Genomic DNA, 26,470 nt, shown 5'->3' on the forward strand with positions numbered 1-26,470 from the left:
ATCATGAAGCAACCCAAAATATCCTGGCCTCAAGCTAAATATATAGCCACAGACCTTGTTCGTCGGAGGGCAAGCTCAGACCCTGATTCATTTACTCAGACACTGCAAGATGCTCGTGTAGACCTTAATCCGCACCAAGTGGAGAGTGCTCTGTTTGCTTTTCGCTCACCTCTCTCCGGAGGGGCAATTCTTGCCGACGAGGTGGGACTAGGCAAGACGATAGAGGCGGGCATCATTCTGTCGCAGAAATGGGCAGAGCGCAAGAGGCATTTGGTCATCATTGCTCCTGCCAACCTGCGCAAGCAGTGGGTAGAAGAGCTCGAGGAGAAGTTCTATCTACCTGCATTCATCTTGGACAGGAAGGTAATGGATCAGCTCTTGGCCAATCCTGAGGTTGTCAATCCCTTTGAGACTGATCGAATAGTGGTTTGCTCCTACGACTTTGCTCGTCGTCAAGAGCGTTACCTACGCTTGGCTCAGTTGGATCTTGTTGTTTTGGACGAAGCGCATCGCCTGCGCAATGTTTACCGTCCAGACAATCAGACGGGCAATATCTTGAGGAGCGCACTTGTCGGCAAAAAGAAGATCCTTCTGACTGCGACACCGCTACAAAATAGTTTGCTCGAGCTGTATGGCCTCACCAGCTTTATCGACGAATACGCTTTTGGCGATCTAAAAAGTTTCAAGTCGCGCTACAATGGCAATCTCTCGGAGATTGACTATGCGCAACTAAAAAAACGATTGGCTCCACTGTGCCATCGCACCTTGCGCCGACAGGTCTTGGAATACATCAGATATACCTCTCGCATACCGATGCTTCACGAGTTCTTCCCCAGTACCGAAGAAGCAGAATTGTACAATTTGGTTACAGAGTTTCTCCAGCGAGATCGGCTTGTGTCGATGCGCAGTAGCCAGCGAGCCTTGACCACCCTTGTACTGCGCAAACTATTGGCCTCCTCGTCCTATGCTATCGGTGGGACATTGCAAACCATCATACAGCGTATAGACGCCCAAGTAGCGGCCGAAGACGACTCTCTAGAGTTTGCCGACTATGAGAGTTGGGAGACGATGATGGACGAAATCCCCGACGCCGAAGAGACCTGGAGGACAGAGCAGGGGAGCCTAAGTCCCGAGGACTTGAGACTGCTGGGAGAGGAGCGAGCATGGTTACAACGCTGTCTGGACTTGGCCAAGCGCATCAGGAGCAACAGCAAAGCCGAACAGCTACTCATTGCCCTGGAGAGTGGTTTCACCAAGCTCTCTGAGCTGGGAGCCAATCGCAAGGCTCTCATCTTCACCGAGAGCCGTCGCACACAGGAGTTCCTCTTGCGCCTGCTGAGCGAGCGGGGATACGAAGGGCAGGTGATGACCTTTAGTGGGACGAACAATGATGCTCGAAGCACAAGAATACTCCGCAGGTGGAGGGAGGCTAACCAGGATACTGGGCTAGTAACGGGGGTCAAAGAGGCTGATATGCGGGCGGCTTTGGTCGATGAGTTTCGACACCGTGCCACGATCATGATTGCGACCGAAGCGGCTGCCGAGGGCATCAATCTTCAGTTCTGCTCCTTGGTGGTCAATTACGACCTGCCCTGGAACCCTCAGCGCATCGAGCAGCGCATCGGACGTTGCCACCGTTATGGTCAGCGGCACGATGTGGTAGTCATCAATTTCTTGAACAAGAGCAACGCTGCAGACCGTCGTGTATACGAACTCTTGGACGAGAAATTCCGTCTCTTCGATGGCGTCTTCGGGGCGAGCGACGAGGTACTGGGGAGCATCAGTTCGGGGACAGACTTTGAGCAACGCATCGCCCACATCTACCAAACCTGTCGTAGCGAAGACGAGATACAGGCGGCTTTTGACCAGCTCAAAGCCGAGCTGAGTCCCGAGATCGATGAGCGCATGCAGCAAACACGCACCGCGCTTTTGGAAAACTTCGACGACGAGGTACGCGCTCGACTGCGCGATAGCGAGGGCAACAGCCGTCGATTGTTGCGCCGCTATGAAGAGAGACTTTGGATGCTGACCCAGTACATCTTGCGCAAGAAGGCGACCTTCTCCCCCACGGACTATAGTTTCGTCCTACGAGAGCCTATTACAGACATATCCGACACGGGGCCTTACTATATGCTCGAGACTTCTGCCGAAAACAAGAGCAGCGAGACGGAGCAGCACGGAGGAGTACTCTATCGGGGCAACCACCCTCTGGCACAATACACCATCACAGAAGCCAAAAACATCGAAGCGACGCCCACAGACACGCTCATCTTGGATTACAGTCGCTCGGGCAAGCGAATAACGCCTTTGGCTGAGCTTGTGGGGCAAGAGGGATACCTGTCGGTAGATTTACTTTCGGTAGAGACCGCCGAGACCATCGATCACTGGGCAGTGGCGATGATCACCGAGTATGGCAAAGTCATTCCCTCCGAACTCATCGAGCATATATGGTCTATACCCGGCAGTGTAGAACTTACAGACACAGCCATCCCAGCTAAGTTTATAGACCAACTGGAGCAAATCAAGAGCACTCAAATCAGTGAAACCACCGAGCAAGCCAAAAAGGAGGCATTGCGTCTCTTCGATGAGCAGGTAGATAAATTGGATACCTGGGCAGAAGATATGAAGCTGGGCTTGGAGCGAGAGATACAAGACCTTAGTCAGACCATACGTCTCATGAAGAGCGAGGCACGCAAGGCAGACAGCATCGAAGCCCGCTTAGCGGCACAACGAGAAATCAAAGCGAGCGAAGCTCTGCTCAAACGCAAGCGGGCAGACCTCTTTGCCGAACACGACCGCATAGAAGAGCAGAAAGACCGCCTCACCGACAATCTCGAGCAGTTGCTCTCGTTGCGTTCGGAGAAACAAAGCCTCTTTACTCTGAGGTGGCACATCATATAATGATGAACCATTGAACAAAGCATAAAAGATCATGGAGAATAATAGTTGCTATACCCCTCTTTGCCCTCGGCGAGAGACCTGCACGCTGTGGCTCAATGCCCTCGCAAGCATCGACAAAGGAGCTACACAGCTCTGCATCACGAACCCCAAGATCATCGAAGAGGCGGGGGGCTACGACCATTGCCCCCTCTATCACGAGCACAAGCTCAGACAATTTGCTCGGGGTTTGATTTGGACGTATCGGGAGATAACCGTCGCCCAACTGGAGGAAATTCATGCCGCCCTCATCAGCCACTTCGGATATAGCACGACGGTACGCATGCGCTGTGGTTACGAAGCCATCGGCCCGGAGGAACAAGCCACCATTGCAGGCCTCTTTGAGTCGCTGGCTCCCGGGGTCGAGCCTCGATACAAGAGCTTCGAAGAGCATTATATCAAGCCTCCGCGAATCGAGGGTAAAGCAGCGCGCAAACTACTCAAATGAGAGTGCTGTATTTTTCCTCCATTGGAAAGTTTATTTTCCAACCTTGGAAAAAGAACAGGGGTATTTAATAATACGTCAGTTCGATCTAAGCGGAAATAGGAAAGTTAGGGTTTCTGATGATTTCAATATTGAGTTCAGGCTTTTTAGGCAGGATGTTGTAAGCGATGATACCGGAGATCAGGTTGGTGACAAAATTGTTGACACTGCGATGTCTCGTGTGCTCTATCTGACAGACATTTTTGAGCATATCATTGACCGTTTCGATCAAGGCTCTCTTTCTCAATAAAACTTTGTCATATAGATGCATCAGGGAGTTCTTCATGTTCTTTTTGATTTTGGTTATCATGTGGATGTCATCGACAAAGAGCCGGTCAAAAAGGTTTTGGGAAATGTAGCCTCTATCGGCAATGAGTTTGCCAAAAAGATTCTTGGTGAATGTTCCGTCTTTCAGAGGTTCTCTGTCATCACAATTGCCCGGTGTGATTTGATAGTTGATGATTTCACCCCTGTCGTTGATAACAATATGTAGCTTGAATCCATAAAACCAACCCATGGTGCTTTTGCCTTTTTGAGCCCATCCCCTCATTGTCCTATGCCCATGAGCTCGTTTGATATGACAAGCCTTCAGTGGGGTGGAATCGATGAAAGAGATGCCTGTACATTGACCCAAACAACACATATTGAGAAATGCTATCAGCTTGAAACCTACCCTGCTTTGCAGCTCCACAAAGCGATTATAAGAGACAAGATGTGGGAACTCGGATCGACAAGAATGGGTGATGTATTGAAGATAAAAAGCTTTCAAATCTCGGTATCTTGACAGATGAAACAGGATCAGGATGGTCATGACCTCACTGTCCGACATCTTAAACTTTCTATTCCTGCGTTTTTTGTCTTCCTCTTCGAGGGTCTTTTTCTTGATTGCTTCATCAAAAAGCTTGGAGAAATCATCTATGATGCAAAAAACATCAACTATATTTGTCTTCATAAAGTAGCGTTTTGTTTGTTCGTATCTTATTGATTGTCAACAGCTAAGATACAAATAATTCGCTACTTTTTCAAGCATAATGCCCACGTTCTTTGGGCGTTTAACCCTAATCAGAAAACAAATTCATTGGCTTTTTCTTACGTCGAACTGACGTAAGAAAATGAATGAACAAAAGTGCCTGCTTATTGCGCAAAGGTCCCATTTATTCGTACTTGTTTGATAACCGAGCGTAGCAATCGTTAGGTTTATAAGTGTGTTAACTGTTCAAATGCGATTGCCCTGTTCTCGGATATTAAAAGAATACCTTTGGTATTACAAACAGATTCTCCAGCCTTATAAAAATTGTTTTCCTCAATTATACTGTATGGGCGATTTAGAAACAAAAAACCTTTTTATCCACAAAAAAGAAAGTTGCTTCCACTGGTCTCTCGACATGGAAGCAACCTCCTTTACCGTTTTCTTTATACAGATTTCTTACCGCTTACTTGGCTTTTTCCAGCTCAACGGTGAAGTGACGCATGATCGGATTCTCATATGTAATCACATAGCCACGTGTAATGCTTTCGCGACGGTCGTATACATTCTTTACCGCAGCAGCGATAACATCCATGTGGTTGTTCGTATAAGTACGACGCGGAATAGCCAGACGCAGGAGCTCGAGACGCGGATAGCGGTTCTCCTTCGTCACGGGATCACGGTCTGCAAGGATAGAACCGATCTCAACACCACGGATGCCGGCTTCCAAATATAGTTCAACGCCCAAAGTCTGAGCGATGAACTCTTCTTTCGGCACATTTGTAAGGATCTTCTTAGCATCAAGGAAAATGGCGTGTCCGCCGGCAGGACGCTGGTAGGGAATACCATATTCGTCCAACTTTTTGCCCAGATATTCCACCTGTTTGATACGAGTCTCAAGCGTATCGAAGTCGGTACCTTCGTCCAGGCCTTGTGCCAGAGCATTCATATCACGACCGCTCATACCACCGTAAGTAATAAAGCCTTCGTTCATGATACAGAACATCTGGCAACGCTTGAAGAGCTCTTCATCCTTGAATGCCACGAAACCACCCATATTCACGATAGCGTCTTTCTTGCTGGACATGGTCATCATATCGGCATACGAATAGATTTCCTTCACGATTTCCTTGATGCTCTTATTTTCATAGCCGGCTTCGCGGGTCTTGATGAAGTAGGCATTTTCAGCAAAGCGTGCAGAGTCGATCAGCAGGCGAATACCATAACGATGTGTCAGCTCGCTCACTTCACGTATATTCTTCATAGAAACAGGCTGCCCTCCGGCTGTGTTGTTCGTGATCGTGAGCACTACGCAAGGGATCTTTTCCTTAGGAGTCTCTTTCAGTATTTTCTCTAACTTGTTCAGATCCATATTGCCCTTGAACGGAAGCTCGATCTGCGTATCGGCAGCTTCGTCGATGGTGCAGTCAGGGGCAAATGCGCGACGGTATTCAATATGCCCTTTAGTCGTGTCGAAGTGAGAGTTGCCGGGCAGTACATCGCCTTCTTTCACGATAGTGGAGAAAAGTACATTTTCGGCAGCACGACCCTGATGAGTGGGGAGGAAGTAGTCGAAGCCCAGAATGTCGTGAATGGCATTCTTCATATTATAGTATGAGCGTGCACCTGCATAGCTCTCATCGCCGAGCATCATGGCAGACCATTGGCGGTCGCTCATAGCACCTGTGCCGGAATCAGTGAGCAAATCGATAAATACATAGTCGCTCTTGAGGAGGAAGAGATTGTAATGGGCTTCCTTGATCCACTGCTCGCGTTCTTCACGCGTACTCTTGCGGATAGACTCTACCATTTTAATGCGGTAGGATTCTGAAAAAGGTAATTCCATAGGATTGTAACTGTGATTTTGAAGTTAGTTTTTTCCTGTTATGTTTTAATTGGGCGGCAAGTTAGTCATTTTTTACCGGAGGAGGTTCCTTTTTCCGCTAAATGCGCATAGTGCGGATTCCAGTCTTAAGAGCAACGATTTGATAAATTCAGGATGAAAAGCTCGAAAGATCTTTCGAAATAAAGTTTTCTCAGACGTTTTATCCGGATCGGCCTCACATCTTTCTAATGACCGATTCGGAGTAAAAGACTGCTATTTGAAGACCAGGTAGCACCAAACCGGAAAGTGATCCGAAGCATGGACCGACTTGTCTACCGTACAGTTATATGCCAGAAAACCTGAAGAATAGAGGATATGATCGATACGTACCTTGAAAGCCCCCTGATTAAAAGTAAAGCCCGGGCCACGCCCCGTATCGGAATACGCATCTTTCAGGCCCGATGCTATTTTATGGCGAGCATATGATATGGGGGTATCGTTAAAGTCACCGCATACGATCACGTGCTCAGATTCCGAGCACCGGATATAATGGCTCACTGAATCAGCCTGAACGGCACGCAGAGCATAGGCCGGCCCCATCTTGGCCGTCATCATCCGACTGAGAGCCGCTGCCTCCCCTTCCCGCACCATTTTCAGATATTCCGTCCCATCTGCCATTGTCAGGCGGAAACTTTCCAAGTGATTGTTCACGACAAGGACTTTTCGCCCCTGTATATCAACGGTGTAGGCTGTGGAGCCATTGAATGCGGACTCGTATGGGATGCGGTGCACATCGAGAATGGGATATTTGGACAGAAGCATAAGGCCGCTGCCTTTTCTATCTTCTCGAGCATGCGACAGTTCCATGTAGCGATATTCGGGAAGATATTTCTTGAAAGTACGTAGCCCCACATAGCGAGAGTTGCTTTTCCGACTCAGTACTGCCTCCTGCAAGCATACGATATCGGCTCCACTTCCTTTGATATATTTGAGAATAGGATTCGGATCCTCAGAATTGTGAGCACGAAAATCGAATCCCTTGACGTTATAGGTCATCACCTTGATACGCGACTGCGGAATCGAGGACTCTTTTACCTTTCGATGCAGCGGTATATAAGTGTCGATGGTGCCCCATGTGAAAAGCAACAAAAGGGCATTTCCTATAAACCAAACAATCTTGCCTCGCAGTACCCAATATATAACCATCCCGACCTGAGCAGCAAGGAAGAACGGGAAAGCCAAACCGAAGAAAGCAGATATCGTAATTGTTGCCGGAGATATGAATGGCGACAAGGCAGCCAAGAGATAACAGGACGTAATCCCCAGATTGATAATTACCGAAACAGAATGGAGCAATGTTCCAATTCTGCCCCTTGCTTTCTTCTTCTTTTTTTCACTCATCTCTTGCAGACGACTCATAAACGCTTGCTTTGGTCGAAGAGATGACGCTTCTCTTCGGCAGTCAATGATGCATATCCCGATATACGAATTTTATCGAGGATCTCATCGATGGAAGTCTTTGTTTCTCGTATTTTGGGATCCGTTCCACTCTTTTTAGCAGCCGGATTGGCCGTTCTTCCTACTCGAAAACGAGGCTTCGAGCATACTTTTCTTCGGCCGGAGAGCGAGCTGAAAAAGTCGGTCATGCGATCGAGCAGTCGCTGAAACCAAACCGTGATGTCCTTGCCTCGGGCCAATGAAAGGGCAAACCAGACTCCGAAAGCCGCTCCTCCGATATGTGCCACGTGACCACCGAAGTTATCCCCCGTCAATAGCAATACATCCAATACAAAAAGGATGAGAGCCAATGTCGTCAGCTTGATCCGACCTATGAATAACAGATTCACTCGCTCCCAGCGAGCATAAAAAGCCACTCCGAAGACAATGGCCATCACGCTGGCAGAAGCTCCGATCAGGGGAAAATGAGACAAACCCAATGAAAAGGCGTCAGCGAGCAAGACTGCCAATACATAGAGGAATCCTCCGGCCAATCCGCCAAGCAGATAGACACTGACCAGCCTTCTGGGATTCTGATAGCGCAGGAAAAGCTGTCCGAACCAATAGAGCCACAGCATATTGAAGAAAAGATGCCATAGATCCGAGTGCAGCCATATGTACGTGAATAGCGTCCACGGATGTCTCGAAAAGGTATATAAATCGGGAGCCAACCAAAGCCACCGCTCCACGATATACGGATCGGCACCCAAAAGAGACAGAAAGGCATGCAAAAGCCAAACGAACAAGGAGATCAAGACCGTGAATACCATCAAACGAGTATTCATATCAGCCAATCTCAGGCGTTGGCGCAGTTCTCTAATTGTAAGGTCCATCGATCTCTCCTTTCCTGCGCCAGAGGAGAATGAGTATAATACCTCCTATCATACCACCCAAATGAGCAAAGTGAGCGATGTTGCTACCACCTGCCATCGGTGCAACACCAAGGAACAGCTCTACAAGGCCGTATATAATAACAAACCACTTGGCTTTGATGGGAATGGGGATAAAGAAAAGGTAGATCTCACCATTGGGGAAGAGCATCCCGAAGGCCAATAGCAACCCGAATACGGCTCCGGAGGCACCGACCGTCGTTGGCAAATTGAGGAAAGCACTCTTGAGCATCTCCGTACCCTCCGGAAAGCGAACAAACTCGGCCGGACTGTTCACGATGGGCATCAGATCCACAGCCCATACGATCTGCTGTGCCAATGCAGCCGTAAGACCACAAATAACATAGAAGATGAGGAAACGCTTCGCCCCCCAAAACTGCTCTATCAGCCGTCCGAACATCCATAGGGAAAACATATTGAAGAAGAGATGCGAGAGGCCATCATGTAAGAACATATAGGAAACGAACTGTATGGGATTGAAACTGTCTGCCTGAAAATAATGCAGCCCCATGGTATCGTTCAGATCGATATTGAATCGTGCCTCAAGTACGTAAGTCGCGAACAGGAATATCGCATTGATGATGATCAGGTTCTGCGTTACGGGTGGAGCAAACTGATAATTCCTTTCTCTAAAGCTATTCATATTATGGATTGTTCTTGTTTTCTATTTCAATACCAAGTATTCGTGATGGGACGATTGCTCTGCTGATACTTCAGATCTTGCAAGAGTGAACTCTTCACCGATATGACGAAATTATAGGACTTGTATGCTCCTATAGGGATGAAACTGGCCGAGATAGCCCAGCAGTGCATGTCGCGAGTGACGTTGCAGGTAAGCGATGTTATTTTCTTCAAGTCGAAATTGTAGTTCGCATTGAATCCGAAGCTCCAGTTCGGTGTAGGCTGGATATTGCCGCGAAAGCTCAGATTCTGCGTTACCCGATAGTAGTGCTCCATCTTATTGACATTGTACCTATTGTAGTCGGTAGCAATATTCCAACTATAATCGAAGGACAGGCTCCATGGGATCGAATATGCGAAGTAACCATCCTGATCCACTGCTCCGCCCTGACGGTTGCGCTCGAGGAGCGACCCCCCACTTTCATTTTGCGGTCTTCCTCCCTCAAGTATATCGGCAGCATCGTCTCCTTCAAGAGGTGTAGCCCCTGTGTTTTTCTTTTCATCTCTCCGCTCCTTTTTGCCACTGAAAAGAGCTATCAATCCGCTGAGCGACTCTTTGTTGAGCGTATAGCTGAAAGAAGTACCCGTACTGATCAGGCGTGCCAATCCCTTGCCGTTAAAAATACGCAGGTCGTTGCTCTTATAGGGAATGATCTTCCCATCTTCTCCCTCATAATACTTCGTCAAATAGGGATCGAACAGACCGGACAAGCGCAAGGTAAAGCTCTTGGAGAGGCGAAGTGCCAGCGAAGCCGAGATATTGCTCCATCGGATAGAATCGGCAAACATATTATAGGATGTAGACCATGTGAACTGATCTATCAGGCTGATCTTCTTGATCCCTGTCGAATCCGATTTGGATTTGATCTTGGCCTCTAAGTTGTTGTCAAAAGAGAAATTGACAGATCCTGCATTGCCCATGGAGGGAGCACCGAATATCTGCTCGGAATAAGGAGAGTAGAGTAGCGTATGCAGCTTGCCGTTCTGATCCGTATGCTCGAGATGCTCCCAAAAACCATATCGGCGTTTCGTGAAGTCCGGCATATAGGAGAAACTGACAGTAGGCGTGAAGCGATGACGGATCATAATGAGATTGCCTCCGAAGGAAAAAGGTTTCCAAGGCTTGAACATACCGTACAGTGTGGTAGATAAGCCTGCCGACAGGCTGTAATCGTACAGTCTGCGGAATTTATAGGTCGTGTCCGAAGGCAGAAATGTTTTCTTATCCTCATTCCACGACTTCCGTATGCCTTTCGTATACCACCACTCATTGTAGTTAACCCCCATAGTCAGATTGATATAATCCAACAAAGGGACAGTCAAACTGATCGGTACGGAATGACGCATACCATTCTTCCAATCGCGCACGAGATTGCTCTGGAGCAAATCTTTCTCTTTTGTCAAGATACTATTGCGAAGCTGACCGGAATAGCCCACACTCAACTTCTCGTACCATCGCTCCGGTCCTACACGGGTCTTCCGCTTGAAAGGATAACGCGTGGACATATTAATCGAAAGATTCGGCAAGGTAAGGCTCACCGTCGTATCGCGCATGTTCTGGCTGATATCCATGCTACCCGTAATCGAAAAAGGAGTACCCGGAAACTTGCGCGAATAGCTCACGGCCGAACTTCGTGTCGTAGCAGTACGGGCATTGACATCATAGGTGGTATTCAGCGAATTCTGGAAATAGCTTCCGGTGGCAAAATTGACATTGGCCGACAGCGTTTGCAAAGGATTGGCCTTCTGATCCTGACTGTGTGTCCATCGGATATTCAGACTGGTGGTCTTGCTGTAGTCTCCGGGCACATATTTGTCTCCGGACTTCGATACCAGATAATTGGCTTCGAACGAACCGTTGTACTTATACCTCTTCTTATATTTCGATTGGGCTGAAATGCCCCATGACCCTTTGGAAAAGATCTCCCCACGCAATGCCAAATCGATATAGTCGCTGAAGGCAAAATAATATCCACCATTCCTCAAATAAAATCCATAGCGATTGTCCTCTCCGTACGTGGGCATCAATATACCGGACGAGTATTTGTTGGAAAAGGGAAAATAGCCGAAAGGAAGACCTATCGGCAGCGGCATATCGGCGATAACCAGATTGACCGGACCGGTGACGATGTCTTTCTCCAGATGCACCTTTGCCTTGGAAAGATTGATATAGAAGTGAGGATGATCGTGATTGTCGCAGGTCGTATAACGCCCTCCTTGCATAAACATGATATTGTCGGGCATCTTCTTGGTCTTACCGGCAGTCAGATAGCCTTCGCCCTGCTGCGTGATCACTCCGCTGATAATCCCCTTCTCCGTGCGGAAGTTGTAGGTAAAGTTCTTGGCTTCGAACGACTGCTCTCCATCCTTGAAAACAGGAAAGGCCATCGGATAACCGGCCGTATCGAGGACATAGCGAGTATAAACCGTACTGCTGTCGGTATTGAGATACATGAAGTTTGCCTCCAAGCGACTCTTTTGATAGCTCACATAGCTCTTGCCGAAAAGATAGGCACGATTCTGTCCGAGCAAAACGATGGAGTCGGTAGCTTCGTACTCCACTATATCTTCCAATTCGAATTCATCGTCATACACGCTATCCTGCTGCATCGATCCGGTGGAATTGGCAGGAAGGGAATCTCGAAAGGCACTGTCAGGGATAGGTTTTGCGAGAGGCACCGTGTCTTTCGCTGTAGAATCAGACAGCGCAGCATGCCGACGGTGGTGCAATCCGACTGCTCCGGCCATAGGACGTTCCGCAGCGACCAAAGTAGCACAGAGCAATCTGACAAGGATTACGGGTAATAACCATGAAAGTCTGGAACAGAGATCGGATACTCTCATTCGGATTCATTCATACTCACAGGTGAGCAAAGGTAAAAAAGAAGTTGTAATACACGATGAGGTTGTACAGGCTGCCCCAGGGCCGACGTATTAAATTGGTTTGCGGCTTCATTTGAGAAGTTTCTTCTGAATACGAGGGATTGAGGACTTCATATTGGCCTTTAAGAGGGAAACGATATGTTGCCGGCGGTAACGTCGTTGGACGTCTCAAAGGGGGACTCATTAAAGGGGAGTAACTTTCCACTAGTGGAAACTTCTTTTTCCACTAGTGGAAAGTTTATTTTCCACCGGTGGAAAACCGGCGTGTACCAAATAGTCGCCTGACACAGAAATAAAAAGAATGAACAAAAGTGCCTGCTTATTGTGCAAAGGTCCCGAATAATAGAAGAAAGAGGCTAAGGATACAGTATAAATTTTCAAATGAAATAACCCCGGGGTTACATCAGATTTGAGTAGGGAGATATTGATATGGTTAGTCAGGGAGAACAAGCTTTCGTTTCGCTGTGATCATATCTATTTGAATACGATAGATAGCGGTATGTGGCATGCCGCTTTCAACGGCCTTATCGAACAAATCCATTTTCTCTGGCGTGTACTTCTCGCATATCAATCGTAAGGCATGCACGCACTCCTCATGATCTGCTACACGAATGACTCGCCCCTTGACTATAGCACTCTCGAAATCGGTGGTGAAAATTCGACTCAGCATAGAGCCGGATAAGCGGGAGTCTCCCTCTTGTAGCGATTCCAGTACTTCCGGAGTATATACATCGGGTACCTCCACTCGGCCTACAAATACAATGGTGGCCGAAGGCTCATGGGTGAATAATTCGACTTTGTGTCCGGCACGTGCCGAATGAAAATACAAATTCTCCCCATCGCGCACGATGGAAAGAGGCAAAGCATAGGGTGCACCGTCCGAATCCACGACAGAAAGGACACCGTAGGCTGCCCGATCAATTACCTCCAAACCGAATTCTCGGCTCATTTCTCGATCTTTACGCCGCATGATGAATTTCCTGAAATCAAGGGTTATACTTTTTGAAACGGCGAAATATATGGTAAAAATGTCGACAAAATGATGACATTTGCAATAAAGATGGAGCAGTGTCAAAATTCTTTTGGAGCACAAAGGTGCTAAAACAGAGTCTGAAAGGAACGTACTGAAGTACGTGACTGAAGCCGAATGTCGCAGGCAACGCAGCAAATTGCTCATTATGACACGCCGTCAAAACAAAAACATCAGATCATAATGTGTAGGAGACAAATCTATGGAAACAAAACAATCTCACGCCCACGCCTGTTGCTCGGAACACAAACATGAACATGAGGCACATCATCACGGGCATCATCACCACCATCACCATCATGGCGAAAGTGGAAGCAATTTGCTTTTTGCTTTCGCTATGAACCTCTTCTTTGCTATCGTAGAATTGGTAGGCGGTATTTTCACCGGAAGTGTAGCCATCCTGTCAGATGCCTTACATGATTTCGGTGATTCCATTTCGCTCGGCATTGCCTGGCGACTGCAGAAACTATCGGAAAAGGGTCGCGACAGATCTTTCAGTTATGGCTACAAACGCTTCTCTCTGCTCGGTGCACTGCTTATTTCAATCATTCTTCTGGTAGGATCCGTTTTTGTCATCATTGCAGCCGTACAACGTTTCTCCATGCCGGGAGAGCCCAAAGCAGGAGGGATGCTTATTCTGGCCATATTCGGATTGGTAGTCAATGGCTTGGCCGCACTCAGACTAAAAGGAAGCTCTTCGCTGAACGAACGTGCCGTGATGCTACACCTTCTGGAAGATGTGCTCGGATGGGCAGCCGTGCTTGTAGTCAGCATCGTTATGCTCTTTGTCAATGCCCCGATCCTCGACCCGATACTTTCTCTATGTATCACGGCATGGATCCTGTACAATGTGTATGGCAACCTGCGTGAGACCTTCAAAGTCTTGCTGCAAGGAGTACCCGATGGGATAGACTTAGAGGGATTAAAGACGGATATACTCTCTCTGCCACATATACGTAGCATTCACGACATCCACCTATGGACACTCGACGGAGAGTCGCACGTGATGACGATTCACGTTGTGTACTGCCCGGACGATTTCAGTTCGCCCCAAGCTGTATTCGATATGAAAGAATCAGTACGGGAGAAGTGCAGTGCCCACGGAATACGACATGCTACGATAGAATTGGATCCCGAGGGTTGCTCTTGTGGGATGGAGAGCTGCTAACTTTCGATTGCCTTCAAAATCCAATGCCCTACCAGCCGCAGTCCTTTTTCCGAGGGTCTGCGGCTGATATCTTTTCGTTCGATCACCGTTTGCATCCCATATGCTTCTTGATCAGCTATCCATGCAGCGGCTGCCTCCAAAAGATAGCATCCCATATCATACAAAAAGAGGGACGGTACAGGCATAATGTCTTCTTCGTTTAGATGAGAGGAGAGTACAACCTCCAAATCGCCTTCGGGTTGCCCTCCCTCCACATCGTGAAAAACCAAAGAGAGGTCAATCCATGGATCTCCCGATACTATCCACTCGCCTAAAAGCGACGATACGACTTCATACAAAGCATCGGCTTTTTCATTTGTGTAAAGCAAAGCCGGGTAGGCCCCTGCCATACCTAACGCATTGAAGAGTTTCGTCCACGGAAAGTATGTGACAAGATGGCCTATGGAAAGGTTTTCAGCATGGACATTATGCTCTCCGAAAACGATAAGCTCATTGTCTTGCGTATCAGTCATCATTCAGCTTGGCATTAGGCGATATGTACAAGCAGTCTACAGCAAATACAGCGGAGACAGGCTCCGCAAAGCGAGTCTTTCGGTTCGCCGGACTAAGAGCAAAAGAATAAGATAAGCAATTGTGCAGTCAGCACCCTCAAGAACATGGTCAGAGGATAGACCGTGGCGTAGCCTACGGCCGGAGCATCGTGGTTAGTCGTGTTGTTGGCGTATGCCAGGGCAGGTGGGTCTGTAGTACTTCCGGCCAACATTCCCATCAGCGTAAGATAATTGATCTTATATCCTTTGCAAGCGATAAATCCGATGATAAGGAGAGGCAGGAGGGTGATTATAAAACCGTATCCGATCCATGTAAAACCACCTTTGTTTACTATCGTATCGACGAACCCCTCTCCGGCCCCCAATCCTACGCAAGCCAAGAATATGGTGATGCCGATTTCTCTCAACATCAAATTGGCACTGGGAGTCGTATAAGTCACCAGCTTATACCGATAACCGAACCGACTCAATAGAATAGCCACCACCAATGGCCCACCGGCAAGTCCCAGCTTGACGGGCTGAGGAATACCGGGCAAAACGATCGGAAGCGAACCCAAAAGGATACCGAGACCGATGCCGATGAATATGGACATTAGGTTCGGTTCGTTCAGTCGTTTGACAGAATTACCGATCAGTTCTTCCACTTTGGGCATTACCAACTCACTGCCCACTACAGTCAGACGATCGCCCACCTGTAGCGGAAGGGAAGCCAATGCTACCATCTCAACTCCGGCACGGTTCACACGTGTCACATTCATGCCATGCAATTTGCGTAGCTGCAATGAACCGAGGGTCTTTCCATTCAATTCGGACTTCGTAACGATGAATCGGCGGCTCACCAAATGCGACTCGGTAGGTATCCACTGCTTCCTATCCATCTGTATCTCAGTCCCGATTAAGCTGCTAATCACCGCAGCATTTTGCGAATTGGTAATTACGAAAACTCTGTCGTTTTCATTTAGAACCGTATCCGAATGTGCCAGCGAAATACTGTTGGTACGCGAATCCATTGTGCGCGAAATCACGTAGTCATGACCTTTGAGCAGTTGGCGGACTTCTGCTAATGTTTTGGAGAAAACGGCCGGATTTTTTACAACCAGAGAGAGCGCAATAGCCTGATTGTCATCGTTATGTTCCAGACTGTCCATCTTCTCTTTCTCTTTGGCCACACTGATCTTGAAAATAGCTCGTACGATCAGCATGGACGCAATGATCCCCACCACTCCGAGCGGATAAGCCACAGCATAACCGAGTGTGATAGTCGGATCGCCGGTTCCCGTTAGATCATGGAATGTCTGCTCGGCAGCTCCCAGGCCCGGTGTGTTCGTCACGGCACCGGACAGAATTCCTACCATTGTGGACATGGATATGCCTGTCACGAAGTGCAGAATCACCGTTGTCAGTACACCCAGAAAGACGACGCCCATAGCCAGTAGGTTCAAGGTAAGCCCCCCCTTGCGAAGAGAGGAGAAAAAACCCGGGCCCACTTGCATCCCCACCGAGTAAACGAATAGGATCAGTCCGAATTCTTTGAAGAAATGATGTACGTCGGGATGCAGATTCATGCCGAAATGTCCTAAGACTATTCCGACAAAAAGAACGAAAGTAACCCCCAAAGAAATTCCGAAGATCTTTATCTTTCCCAACCAAATCCCTAAGGCAATCGTTACGGCAACCAAGAGAATGGAGTGCCCCACTCCTACACCGAAAAGCAAGTCATTAAGCCATTGCATATTCATCCAAACAGCTTTATAGTTAGTCAAATAGTATGCGACTTCTTCACTTGGCTCAAGACTTTTCCTATGACAAGAAAATGAAGCCGAAGGGCGACATGTCGCATATTTTCATGTGGTTTTATCAATTTATAAATTCTAACGGAAACCAAAGTCTCGTTCGAAACCCCACAAAAATAGTACTTATTTAGGTCGTGACATCCGAAAAACAATAAGATTTCATAGTTCGATATGATAATCATACCCCTGTAGATTCGCCGAAGGGAAGCAGAAACTCTATAAAAAAGAATGATAAGATAGAAAATGATAAGACCCTTAGGTCTGCCTTGTACGGAGCTCATCCCGCCAAGACAAGACCATAAGGGTCCGCTCACAATACACTCCAATTCCTGGCAAAAGAATCGGATCGTTTCCGCTGCGTCGGAAACAAAATTTTCCTCGGGGGATTAAAAGGGAAAGAAACGGATCCTTGTGGCAGTAAAGTCGGATTGACCACAAGTACATTCTCTCCCGGCTTTTCCTCGAAGCCGCAGACAAAGACTTTGCAGGTCTTCTGGCTCACCCCATACTTCCGACTCCTTCCCATCCGCACAGAACGGACAGTGGATATAAATGCCGAAAGCTTAACAAGGTTCACAGCAGCGGGACTGCTCGGGATTTTCACCCGATTCCCTTTTAATCATCACCACCGATCCCGATAGGAAAAGGCAGCTCTGAACAAAGTCCGCACAAAGATAGAAAAAATAACACATTTCAGATATAGCAGGATGCATATTCCACAGGGCAATCGCATTTCAGCCACTAACGTACATCTAAAGCTCATGATTGCTACATCCAATTATCAAACAAGTACGAATTAATGGGACCTTTGCACAATAAGCAGGCACTTTTGTTCATTCATTTTATGTGTGTCAGACGACCATTTAGTACACGTCAGTTACCGCCGGCAACATATCGTTTCCCCCTTAAAGGGCAATATGAAGTCCTCAATCCCTCGTATTCAGAAGAAACTCGCTCGAATGAAGCCGCAAAACCGATTTAATGCGTCGGCCCCGGGGCAGCCTGTCAGGACGATCGCGTTTGAAATTTTTTTAGTTTTCAACAACGAAGCGAAATTTGGAATGATTCTAAATAAGCACCTGAAAGGGAACGGATTTTGAAGTCAAAAATATGAAGAAACGAACTTTTTCAGGTCAAAACGTGATTTGTGGGAGACAAGATAACGATCTATATACAAACTTTTTACGATAAATATATAGATCGTTTGCGATTTGTATATAAATCGTTTTCAATTTATATATAGATCGAAACTCATTTGTATATAAATCGAAGACCGAAAAAGGCCCTTTCGGGAGCTGAAATAAAAGAGGCACCCGCACGATTCGTGGCCGAACCGTGCGGGTGCTTATGTCTTTAGGAGAAGTGTTAAGAAGATTTATTCCTACTTATTCGTCATAGGGATATATGCTGTTTGTCCAAATATCGAGATGGCGTGATAGGTTATGGGCGCGAAAGGATCGGCCGGAAAGATCGAGGGTATAAAGGTGTTCGGTGCACATGTCCTGTTATCGTTAAGTCTATTATCCATGTAGTTCTATTCAAGCAATCGGCTCTCTTGGCAGCGGCATCCAACTTCCGACAGAGAGCTTCATCGGGCGACAAATGTAAGAAAATATTCAGTCTCGGGAGATTTGAAAAAATCGGGTCGTTAGCATCAAAATCCGTGCCCCGGGTGGCCTGTATTTTGATGCAGTTGCCTTATTTTGGTTTTGAGCAAGTTCCAAACCTGCTTTCGTTCAAACACACAGGGTGTACCAAAAATAATTTCGACAGACACTCCTCTAATGTTTCTGGATTATCTTTGTACAAAAATTGGGCAGAGATGCCTTTAAGTCGAATCTAAATTGTTATGTCTTATGAGAAAAAGAATTCTACAACTTTTCCTGACCACATTGCTGCTGGCATTAGGCTCCTCTCTCGCCATAGCGCAAATAGTGGTGACCGGTAAGGTGATCGATTCAGAAACGTCCGAACCGCTCATCGGTGTATCCGTAAGCACCGGTCAGGGAGCATCCCTCCGCGGTGTAACCACCGATATGGATGGTGGCTTCCGATTCGAAGTACCGGCCAAGTCTGTCTTGACTTTCCGTTGCGTAGGTTATGCTACCGTAACTCGCTCTATAGGCAGAGGTTCTCAAGAAGACCTCGGTACGATTCTCCTCGATCCCCAGGCCATCGGCTTGGATGAGATTCAGGTAATAGCCTCTGTGGTGCCCAAAGACCGTATGACGCCGGTACCCGTGTCCAATATCCGCGTGGCTGATATTCAGGCAGCATCGTTGAATGTCGAATTTCCCGAACTGGTTAAATCCACTCCCTCTACCTATACGACAAAAGGAAGCGGAGGCTTCGGTGATGGTCGTACCAATGTGCGTGGATTCGACACTTACAACTTCGGTGTACTCATCAACGGAGTTCCTGTCAATGGTATGGAAGACGGGAAAGTATATTGGAGCAATTGGAGTGGTCTGATGAATCAAGCCAGTACCATTCAGATTCAGCGCGGACTCGGAGCCTCCAAGCTCGGTATCAGCTCGGTAGGTGGTACGATGAACATTATCACGAAGACTACGGATGCCAATACCGGAGGTTCGGCTTATGTCGGTATGGGTAATGACGGATTGCACAAAGAATCGTTCTCCATTTCTACGGGTATGAACGACGGTTGGGCTATCACCATTGCAGGCTCCCATATGACGGGTCTGGGTTATGTGAAGGGGCTGAAGGGACGTGCATTCTCTTACTTCTTCAACGTTTCGAAGAAGTTCAATGAACGTCATACCCTCTCTCTCACCGGATTCGGTGCACCGCAATGGCACAATCAACGTTCTTCCAAATATTCTGTAGCCGACTATGACAAATACGGCATCCGTCACAATCAATCCTTCGGCTATCTGCGAGGCGAACTGACTCCTACGGCTTATGCTTACAATACGTACCACAAGCCCCAGTTCTCGCTGAACCACTTCTGGAAGATGGATGAGAATACCTCTCTTTATACCGCAGCCTACGCATCTTTGGCTACCGGTGGAGGTCGTCGCGCTTATGGAAAAAACAGTAAGTGGGTATTGATCAACTACAACACCGGACAACCCTATGAACAAACAAAGGTGACTCCCGATGGACTTATCGACTACGATGCCGTACTGGCTGCCAATGCTGCGGCGAGCAATGGCTCGGAAGCAATTTTTGCCCTTGGTTCCAACTCTCACAAGTGGTTCGGTCTACTCTCTTCATTTAAGAAGAAACTTAATAGTTCGCTGACTTTGACAGCCGGATACGACGGGCGTTACTACCGTGGCGACCACTATGACAAGATCACCGATCTGCTCGGCGGTAGCTACTACATAGAGGATCCCAAGACAAAGCTCGCATACCATACGGAAGGTCAGCAACTGAAAGTGGGTGACATTGTAAATCGAGACTACACAGGCGAAATCATGTGGCAAGGCCTCTTTGCACAGATGGAGCATTCGTCCGAATGGATCGATGCATTCGTATCAGGATCTATCAACTACGAACTCTACCGCAACCACAACTATGGCGGTAGCAAGTCCACCGGCTACCTGCCCGGCGTATCGCCGTGGAAAAGCTTCCTTCCGTGGAGTGGCAAGGCCGGTCTGAGCTACAAGTTCGCACAGGGACACAATGTATTCGCCAATGGCGGTTTCTTCACACGTGCACCGCTCTTTGGCAATGTCTATGCTGCGGGGGCTATCATTCCCAATGACAAAGCCAATATGGAAAAGGTGCTTACAGGAGAGGTCGGTTATGGATTCACGAATCACAAAAACTTCGAGTTCAATATCAACGGATACTATACGAAGTGGATGGATCGCGTGACCTCGAAGAGAATCGGAAACGAGTATGTTTATCTCAATGGCGTTGATGCTGTTCACTGTGGGGTAGAGGCTGAGATCAGCTATCGTCCTATTCGTCAGATCGACCTTCGCGGTATGTTCTCTCTCGGTGACTGGACTTGGCAAAACAATGTAAGCTACACCTCTTACGACGAAGCCGGCAATGAGACAGGGCAGGATATAACCTATATCAAGGGTCTTCATGTCGGAGATGCAGCACAGATGACGGCTGCTGTATCGGCAGACATAGAGCTGTTCAAGGGTTTCCATGTCATAGGTAAGTACAACTTCCTTGGCAAGAACTATGCAGGATTCAACCCCGCAACGCGTAATGCACAGCAGTACGAAGCGGATGGCAAAGAAATCGTGGAATCATGGAAGTTGCCCGATGTAGGTCTGTTCGATCTGTCTGCATCCTACAATTTCAAGCTTGGTTCACTCAGCACCACATTCTATTTCAACATGGACAACGTAGCCGACAAGCGATATGTGAGCGATGCCGACGACAATATCATCGGTAAGAAACACGATGAGGCTTCGGCTCTCGTATGGTACGGTTTCGGCCGCACTTGGTCTACCGGTATTCGTGTAAACTTCTGATCTTACACTGATCCTACTACATAAGACGGACGAAGAGGGTGTGTCAAAATGAAAATTTTGGCTCACCCTCTATATTTTGGGATTCTCCTGAAAGCCGGATTTAATTATAAAGAGGTTGTGTTGAAATTATTTTTCGATTTCCTCTCACTTTTTGTCGAAGCTGTTTGGAATTTGTCGAGGCCTCTGCATGGGGGTTGTCGCATTTGATTTGGCGGTTCGGGAGATTCTTTCTCATAGGCATCGAAATAGCAGGGTGCAGAAGTCGGCTTTTGTTCCTATTTTTGCGACAATGTTGTGTGTGCCGTAAAAACTTGAAAAATGCGAGTGCGATTGTACTTACTAAATAAGATAAGATGCCTTGAAGAAGGATCGGATCAGACGACCAAATGAGAAACGAATAACAGATACAATACAAAATAAGAAGAATAAGAAATGAATAGAATTTGCGAATTATTGGGTATCGAACATCCGATCATATCGGGAGGCATGGTGTGGTGCAGCGGTTGGAAACTGGCTTCTGCTGTGAGCAATTGCGGAGGTTTGGGACTTATTGGTGCCGGATCCATGCATCCGGACAATCTGGAGCATCACATCCGTTCGTGTAAAGCTGCTACAGACAAGCCTTTCGGTGTGAACGTGCCTCTTCTCTATCCGGAAATGGACAAAATCATGGAGATCATCATGAGGGAGCATGTGCCCGTAGTGGTAACGTCAGCCGGTAGTCCAAAGGTGTGGACACCCAAGTTGAAAGCTGCCGGTAGCAAGGTGATACATGTAGTGAGCAGTGCCACATTCGCTCGCAAATCAGAGGCAGCCGGTGTAGATGCCATCGTGGCCGAAGGGTTCGAAGCAGGCGGACATAATGGACGGGAGGAGACTACGACCCTCTGTTTGATACCTGAAGTAGTGGATGCTGTGAACATTCCTGTGGTTGCTGCCGGAGGGATTGCTTCCGGCCGTGCAGTTGCCGCTGCTTTGGCTTTGGGTGCCGATGCCGTACAAGTGGGGACCCGTTTTGCTCTGAGTGAGGAAAGTTCGGCGCATGAAGACTTTAAGGCACATTGCCGCCGGTCGGTGGAGGGAGATACGATGCTTTCGCTCAAGGCTGTATCGCCTACGCGACTGCTGAAGAACAAATTCTATCAGGATGTATTCGCTGCCGAGCAGCGCGGTGCTTCCGTGGAAGAGCTGCGCGAGCTGCTCGGTCGTGGTCGTGCCAAGCAAGGTATTTTCGAAGGCGACCTGCACGAGGGCGAATTGGAGATAGGCCAGGCAGTATCGCAGATAAGTCATGCGGAGACGGTGGCCGAGATCATGGTTGATCTGGTGGATGGATACAAGCGATCATTGGCCGGGATGCCCACTGTGATATGAGCCTGAATCTATCGGGAAACTACTGCCGGAAAGTCTGTCCCCGTTGTGGGAGAGGCTTTCTGTGCGGTCATGATCTTCCCGATATGCGATGCGACTGTAGGACGGTACAACTGCAATCGCATCACTTCGAATTCCTTCGACGACATTATCATGACTGTCTCTGTCTGCCTTGTCTCAGGGAAATAGCAAATGCCTCCGCAGAGGAAATACTCCAAATGCATCGATAAGGAAATGTCCTCGATGGGAGACCGAAAAAGAACCGATTATCACTTTAATAACAATAGTTACAATTACTATGGCAACTCCAGAATTTAAGTATCAGAAGCCTTTCCCTATGGGGGATGATACGACAGAGTATTATTTGCTGACGAAGGAGTATGTGTCCGTGGACAAGTTTGGCGATCATGATGTCCTGAAAGTGGAGCCGGAAGCTCTGCGATTACTTGCGCGGACGGCTTTTCATGACATCGCTTTCTATTTGCGACCGGAGCATCAGCAGCAAGTGGCTCGGATTCTGTCCGATCCGGAAGCCAGCGAAAACGACAAATTCGTGGCTCTGACTTTCCTGCGCAATGCGGAGGTTTCAGCCAAGGGACAGCTCCCTTTCTGCCAAGACACGGGCACGGCCATCATCCTCGGTAAGAAGGGACAGCAGGTCTGGACGGGCGGTCATGACGAAGAGCAGCTCTCGCATGGTGTCTATGATACCTATACACAGGAGAACCTGCGCTATTCGCAGAATGCTCCTTTGGATATGTATAAGGAGGTGAATACGGGGTGCAACCTGCCCGCACAGATCGACCTGATGGCCGTGGACGGCATGGAGTACGACTTTCTCTGCATAGCCAAAGGAGGAGGGTCGGCCAATAAGACGTATCTCTATCAGGAAACGAAAGCACTGCTCAACCCCAAGACGCTGGTGAACTTCCTCGTGGATAAGATGAGTTCTCTCGGTACAGCTGCCTGTCCTCCGTATCACATCGCATTCGTGATAGGCGGAACTTCGGCCGAAACGAACCTCAAGACCGTCAAGCTGGCTTCGGCCAAGTACTACGACAATCTGCCTACTTCGGGCAACGAAGGTGGGCGAGCCTTCCGCGATGTCGAACTGGAAAAAGAAGTCTTGGAAGCTGCCTATCGTCTGGGACTGGGTGCTCAGTTTGGAGGCAAATACTTCGCACATGACGTGCGCATCATCCGCCTGCCCCGACATGGAGCAAGCTGTCCCGTAGGTATGGGCGTCAGTTGTTCGGCAGACCGCAATATCAAGGCAAAGATCAATAAAGACGGTATCTGGATCGAAAAGATGGAGACCAATCCCACACGCCTCATCCCTGAATCCATGCGTGAGGGTACAGAGGGTACGGTGGTCAAGGTCGATCTGAATCGTCCGATGCCTGAGATTCTGAAAGAGCTGTCGCAGTATCCTGTTTCCACCCGTTTGTCTCTCAGTGGTACGATTATCGTGGGGCGTGATATTGCTCACGCCAAACTAAAAGAACGTATCGACCGTGGCGAGGGTTTGCCCGACTATGTCAAGAATCATCCCATCTACTACGCCGGTCCGGCCAAGACCCCGAAGGGGATGCCGAGCGGTTCGTTCGGGCCTACGACAGCGGGCCGTATGGATAGCTATGTGGATCTCTTCCAATCGCATGGAGGCAGTATGGTGATGATAGCCAAAGGCAACCGCTCTCAGCAAGTGACGGATGCGTGTAAGAAGTACGGCGGATTCTACCTCGGCAGTGTTGGAGGCCCTGCAGCCATTCTGGCTCAGGACAGCATTAAGAAAGTGGAGTGTCTGGAATATCCCGAGCTGGGTATGGAGGCTATTTGGAAGATCGAAGTGGAGGACTTCCCGGCCTTTATTCTGGTAGATGACAAGGGCAATGATTTCTTTACTCAGATAAGAGAGAAGTGTAAGGGTTGTGCCTTGCATTGATATTGTACGTTTTTTTTCACTGAAAGCATCGTGAGGCTATGTCGCGAGAGTTCGCTCTCCGGCATAGCCTCTGCTGCTTCTTTTTAGTTTACCTTTGTTTCCTAAGCAAACAGGCTCGGCTCATGGAAACGAAATACATCGTATCTGCACTCAAATATCGCCCCGATTCTTTTGCCTCGATGGTCGGTCAGGAGGCATTGTCCGCTACACTCAAAAGCTCCATCGTACAGCAAAAGACAGCTCACGCCTATCTCTTTTGTGGCCCGCGTGGGGTGGGAAAGACCTCTTGTGCACGCATCTTCGCCCGTGCCATCAACTGTCTGGAGCGGTTGCCGGATGGAGAAGCTTGTGGGCGATGCGAGTCGTGCAAGGCTTTCGATGAGCAGCGATCCATGAATATATATGAACTGGATGCCGCTTCGAACAATTCGGTAGATGATATTCGTCTCTTGATAGAGCAGGCCAATGTGCCGCCACAGATCGGAAAATACAAGATCTACATCATCGACGAGGTACACATGCTCTCGCAGCAAGCCTTCAATGCTTTCCTGAAGACTCTCGAAGAACCGCCTTCTTATGTGATCTTTATATTGGCTACCACAGAGAAGCACAAGATCCTGCCCACTATTCTCTCGCGCTGTCAGATATTCGACTTCAAACGAATACCACCGGCCCGAATAGAGCAACATTTGCGCTACGTAGCAGACAGCGAGGGGATAAAAGCCGAAGCAGAAGCTTTGGCTATAATAGCGACAAAAGCCGATGGAGGGATGCGCGATGCTCTTTCGCTCTTCGACCGCATTGCCCGTTTTTCGGAAGGCAATATTACCTATGCCAATACGATAGAGAATCTGAATATCCTCGACTACGATTATTATTTCCGTCTGACGGATTTCTTTTTACAGGGGGATTACCGATCCGTATTGATCGTGTTGGACGAATTGCTTGCCAAGGGATTCGACGGACAGGTGATCGTGAGCGGATTGGCTTCTTTCTTCCGCGATTTGATGATGGCTCAGGACGCTTCTACCTTGCCGCTGTTGGAGCAGTCCGAAGTAGTCATACAGCGATATGTGGATATGGCAGCACGTTGCCCGACTTCTTTCTTATACCAATCGCTCAAGATACTGAATGCCTGTGACCAGCAGTATCGCCAGAGCAATGGCAAGCGTCTGTTGTTGGAGTTGTCGCTGATGAATATCGCGGCTTTATTTAGCAAGGGACTGACTGCTCCGCCTCCGACCCATGGAGCACAGCACGCAAATCCCGCGGTGAGCGGATCGGTATCTCCCCGGCCGGCTCCGGCCAAAGAGCAGCCATCCGTTGCTCCATCACAGTCCTCTGTCCCACCTCAGCCGAGTATCGGGGAGCAGCGACGCCAACCCGAGACCACTGCTCCAACTATCACGGAAGACAAGCCCGAACAGACGAAAGTGGTACCTCCGACGCGCCCGATGGCAACATCTACTGTCGGATCGGAAGGCCGGTTTACATTAAGGGGAATCCGCAATAAGCAGGAACAACTCCAAAATAACATTCAGGAGGTTCGGACAGAGATGACCGAATCATTCGATGAGGAGCAGTTGCAACTGGCTTGGATCGAATTTGCCGAAACGAAGCTCTCGGAGGAGATTCACCTGAAAGAAACGATGGCTAACTGTCTTCCTAAACTCCGTCCCGGAACTTCGGCTTTTGAAGTGGAGGTGCTCAATAGCAGGCAAGAGGAAGAAATCAATAACGTATCGGCTCGTTTGCTGAGCTTCCTTGCCGATAAGCTGTGCAATACGACGATACGAATGAATGTGCGAGTATCCGAATCTACATCTCTGAACCGAGTGCCTGTCTCTTTGGACGAAAAGATCGAATGCCTCAATCAGGAAAATCCTCTTTTTGATGAGCTTAGAATGCGTCTTGGCCTTAGTCTGGTATAGCCTTTCGGCCATCCTGTAAAGAGACGTAACTTCTCTCAAAGAGGATGAAATAGGACG

17 protein-coding genes and 1 riboswitch are annotated in these 26,470 nt (G+C 48.2%); of the genes, 8 read left to right on the forward strand and 9 right to left on the reverse strand.

From position 1 onward, the window contains the following. Positions 1-3 precede the first annotated feature (3 nt). Positions 4-2,901: an SNF2-related protein gene (locus PGN_RS04190; RefSeq protein WP_012457846.1), complete on the forward strand. Its 2,898-nt coding sequence runs from the start codon at positions 4-6 to the stop codon at positions 2,899-2,901. Positions 2,902-2,932: 31 nt separating this feature from the next. Then, the gene (locus PGN_RS04195) at positions 2,933-3,385 is read left to right on the forward strand and encodes a DUF6078 family protein (protein WP_012457847.1); all 453 of its coding nucleotides are present in this window, start codon (positions 2,933-2,935) and stop codon (positions 3,383-3,385) included. Between the two features lie 85 nt (positions 3,386-3,470). On the opposite strand, the gene PGN_RS04200 is transcribed toward PGN_RS04195, so the two are convergent. From PGN_RS04200 to PGN_RS04230, 7 genes are all read right to left on the reverse strand, one after another. Next, on the reverse strand, positions 3,471-4,373 hold the full coding sequence (locus PGN_RS04200; protein ID WP_012457848.1) for an IS982-like element IS195 family transposase: 903 nt from the start codon (positions 4,371-4,373) through the stop codon (positions 3,471-3,473). 481 nt (positions 4,374-4,854) lie between these two features. Further along, on the reverse strand, positions 4,855-6,234 hold the full coding sequence (locus tag PGN_RS04205) for a tryptophanase (protein WP_004585448.1): 1,380 nt from the start codon (positions 6,232-6,234) through the stop codon (positions 4,855-4,857). 252 nt (positions 6,235-6,486) lie between these two features. Continuing rightward, entirely contained in the window at positions 6,487-7,632 is a 1,146-nt protein-coding gene (locus PGN_RS04210) for an endonuclease/exonuclease/phosphatase family protein (protein ID WP_039417237.1), read from the reverse strand. Next, positions 7,629-8,543 carry a rhomboid family intramembrane serine protease gene (locus PGN_RS04215; RefSeq protein ID WP_039417236.1) on the reverse strand — a complete coding sequence of 305 codons (915 nt, stop codon included), beginning with the start codon at positions 8,541-8,543 and terminating at the stop codon, positions 7,629-7,631. Before PGN_RS04215 ends, PGN_RS04210 begins: the two co-directional genes overlap by 4 nt. Then, positions 8,527-9,243 carry a rhomboid family intramembrane serine protease gene (locus PGN_RS04220; RefSeq protein ID WP_004585445.1) on the reverse strand — a complete coding sequence of 239 codons (717 nt, stop codon included), beginning with the start codon at positions 9,241-9,243 and terminating at the stop codon, positions 8,527-8,529. Before PGN_RS04220 ends, PGN_RS04215 begins: the two co-directional genes overlap by 17 nt. Before the next feature lie 26 nt (positions 9,244-9,269). Continuing rightward, a complete protein-coding gene (locus PGN_RS04225) occupies positions 9,270-12,125 on the reverse strand; it encodes a putative LPS assembly protein LptD (RefSeq protein WP_012457851.1) in 2,856 nt (951 codons plus the stop codon). Positions 12,126-12,597: 472 nt separating this feature from the next. After that, positions 12,598-13,113: a pyridoxamine 5'-phosphate oxidase family protein gene (locus PGN_RS04230; protein ID WP_231845240.1), complete on the reverse strand. Its 516-nt coding sequence runs from the start codon at positions 13,111-13,113 to the stop codon at positions 12,598-12,600. Between the two features lie 283 nt (positions 13,114-13,396). On the opposite strand from PGN_RS04230, the gene PGN_RS04235 reads away from it, so the two are divergent. After that, the gene (locus PGN_RS04235) at positions 13,397-14,362 is read left to right on the forward strand and encodes a cation diffusion facilitator family transporter (RefSeq protein ID WP_012457853.1); all 966 of its coding nucleotides are present in this window, start codon (positions 13,397-13,399) and stop codon (positions 14,360-14,362) included. Here the strand turns inward: PGN_RS04235 and PGN_RS04240 are convergent. Both PGN_RS04240 and PGN_RS04245 read right to left on the reverse strand, forming a co-directional pair. Next, positions 14,359-14,874, reverse strand: coding sequence for a hypothetical protein (locus PGN_RS04240; RefSeq protein ID WP_230847062.1), 516 nt, complete (start codon positions 14,872-14,874; stop codon positions 14,359-14,361). The genes PGN_RS04235 and PGN_RS04240 overlap by 4 nt on opposite strands. A gap of 92 nt (positions 14,875-14,966) precedes the next feature. Next, on the reverse strand, positions 14,967-16,652 hold the full coding sequence (locus PGN_RS04245) for a putative transporter (RefSeq protein ID WP_012457855.1): 1,686 nt from the start codon (positions 16,650-16,652) through the stop codon (positions 14,967-14,969). Positions 16,653-17,171: 519 nt separating this feature from the next. Beyond that, a riboswitch (cobalamin riboswitch) is annotated at positions 17,172-17,384 on the reverse strand. Between the two features lie 1,178 nt (positions 17,385-18,562). On the opposite strand from PGN_RS04245, the gene PGN_RS04255 reads away from it, so the two are divergent. From PGN_RS04255 to PGN_RS04270, 5 genes are all read left to right on the forward strand, one after another. After that, positions 18,563-21,166, forward strand: coding sequence for a TonB-dependent receptor (locus tag PGN_RS04255; protein ID WP_012457856.1), 2,604 nt, complete (start codon positions 18,563-18,565; stop codon positions 21,164-21,166). 432 nt (positions 21,167-21,598) lie between these two features. Beyond that, positions 21,599-22,540: an NAD(P)H-dependent flavin oxidoreductase gene (locus PGN_RS04260; RefSeq protein ID WP_012457857.1), complete on the forward strand. Its 942-nt coding sequence runs from the start codon at positions 21,599-21,601 to the stop codon at positions 22,538-22,540. 83 nt (positions 22,541-22,623) lie between these two features. Next, positions 22,624-22,767, forward strand: coding sequence for a cysteine-rich CWC family protein (locus PGN_RS12350; protein ID WP_353307743.1), 144 nt, complete (start codon positions 22,624-22,626; stop codon positions 22,765-22,767). Between the two features lie 68 nt (positions 22,768-22,835). Further along, positions 22,836-24,482 carry a fumarate hydratase gene (locus tag PGN_RS04265; protein WP_012457858.1) on the forward strand — a complete coding sequence of 549 codons (1,647 nt, stop codon included), beginning with the start codon at positions 22,836-22,838 and terminating at the stop codon, positions 24,480-24,482. Between the two features lie 122 nt (positions 24,483-24,604). After that, positions 24,605-26,413, forward strand: coding sequence for a DNA polymerase III subunit gamma/tau (locus PGN_RS04270; RefSeq protein ID WP_012457859.1), 1,809 nt, complete (start codon positions 24,605-24,607; stop codon positions 26,411-26,413). Positions 26,414-26,470: the final 57 nt, after the last annotated feature.

It is taken from the genome of Porphyromonas gingivalis ATCC 33277, from assembly GCF_000010505.1.
In the GTDB taxonomy this organism is placed as follows: Bacteria; Bacteroidota; Bacteroidia; order Bacteroidales; family Porphyromonadaceae; genus Porphyromonas; species Porphyromonas gingivalis.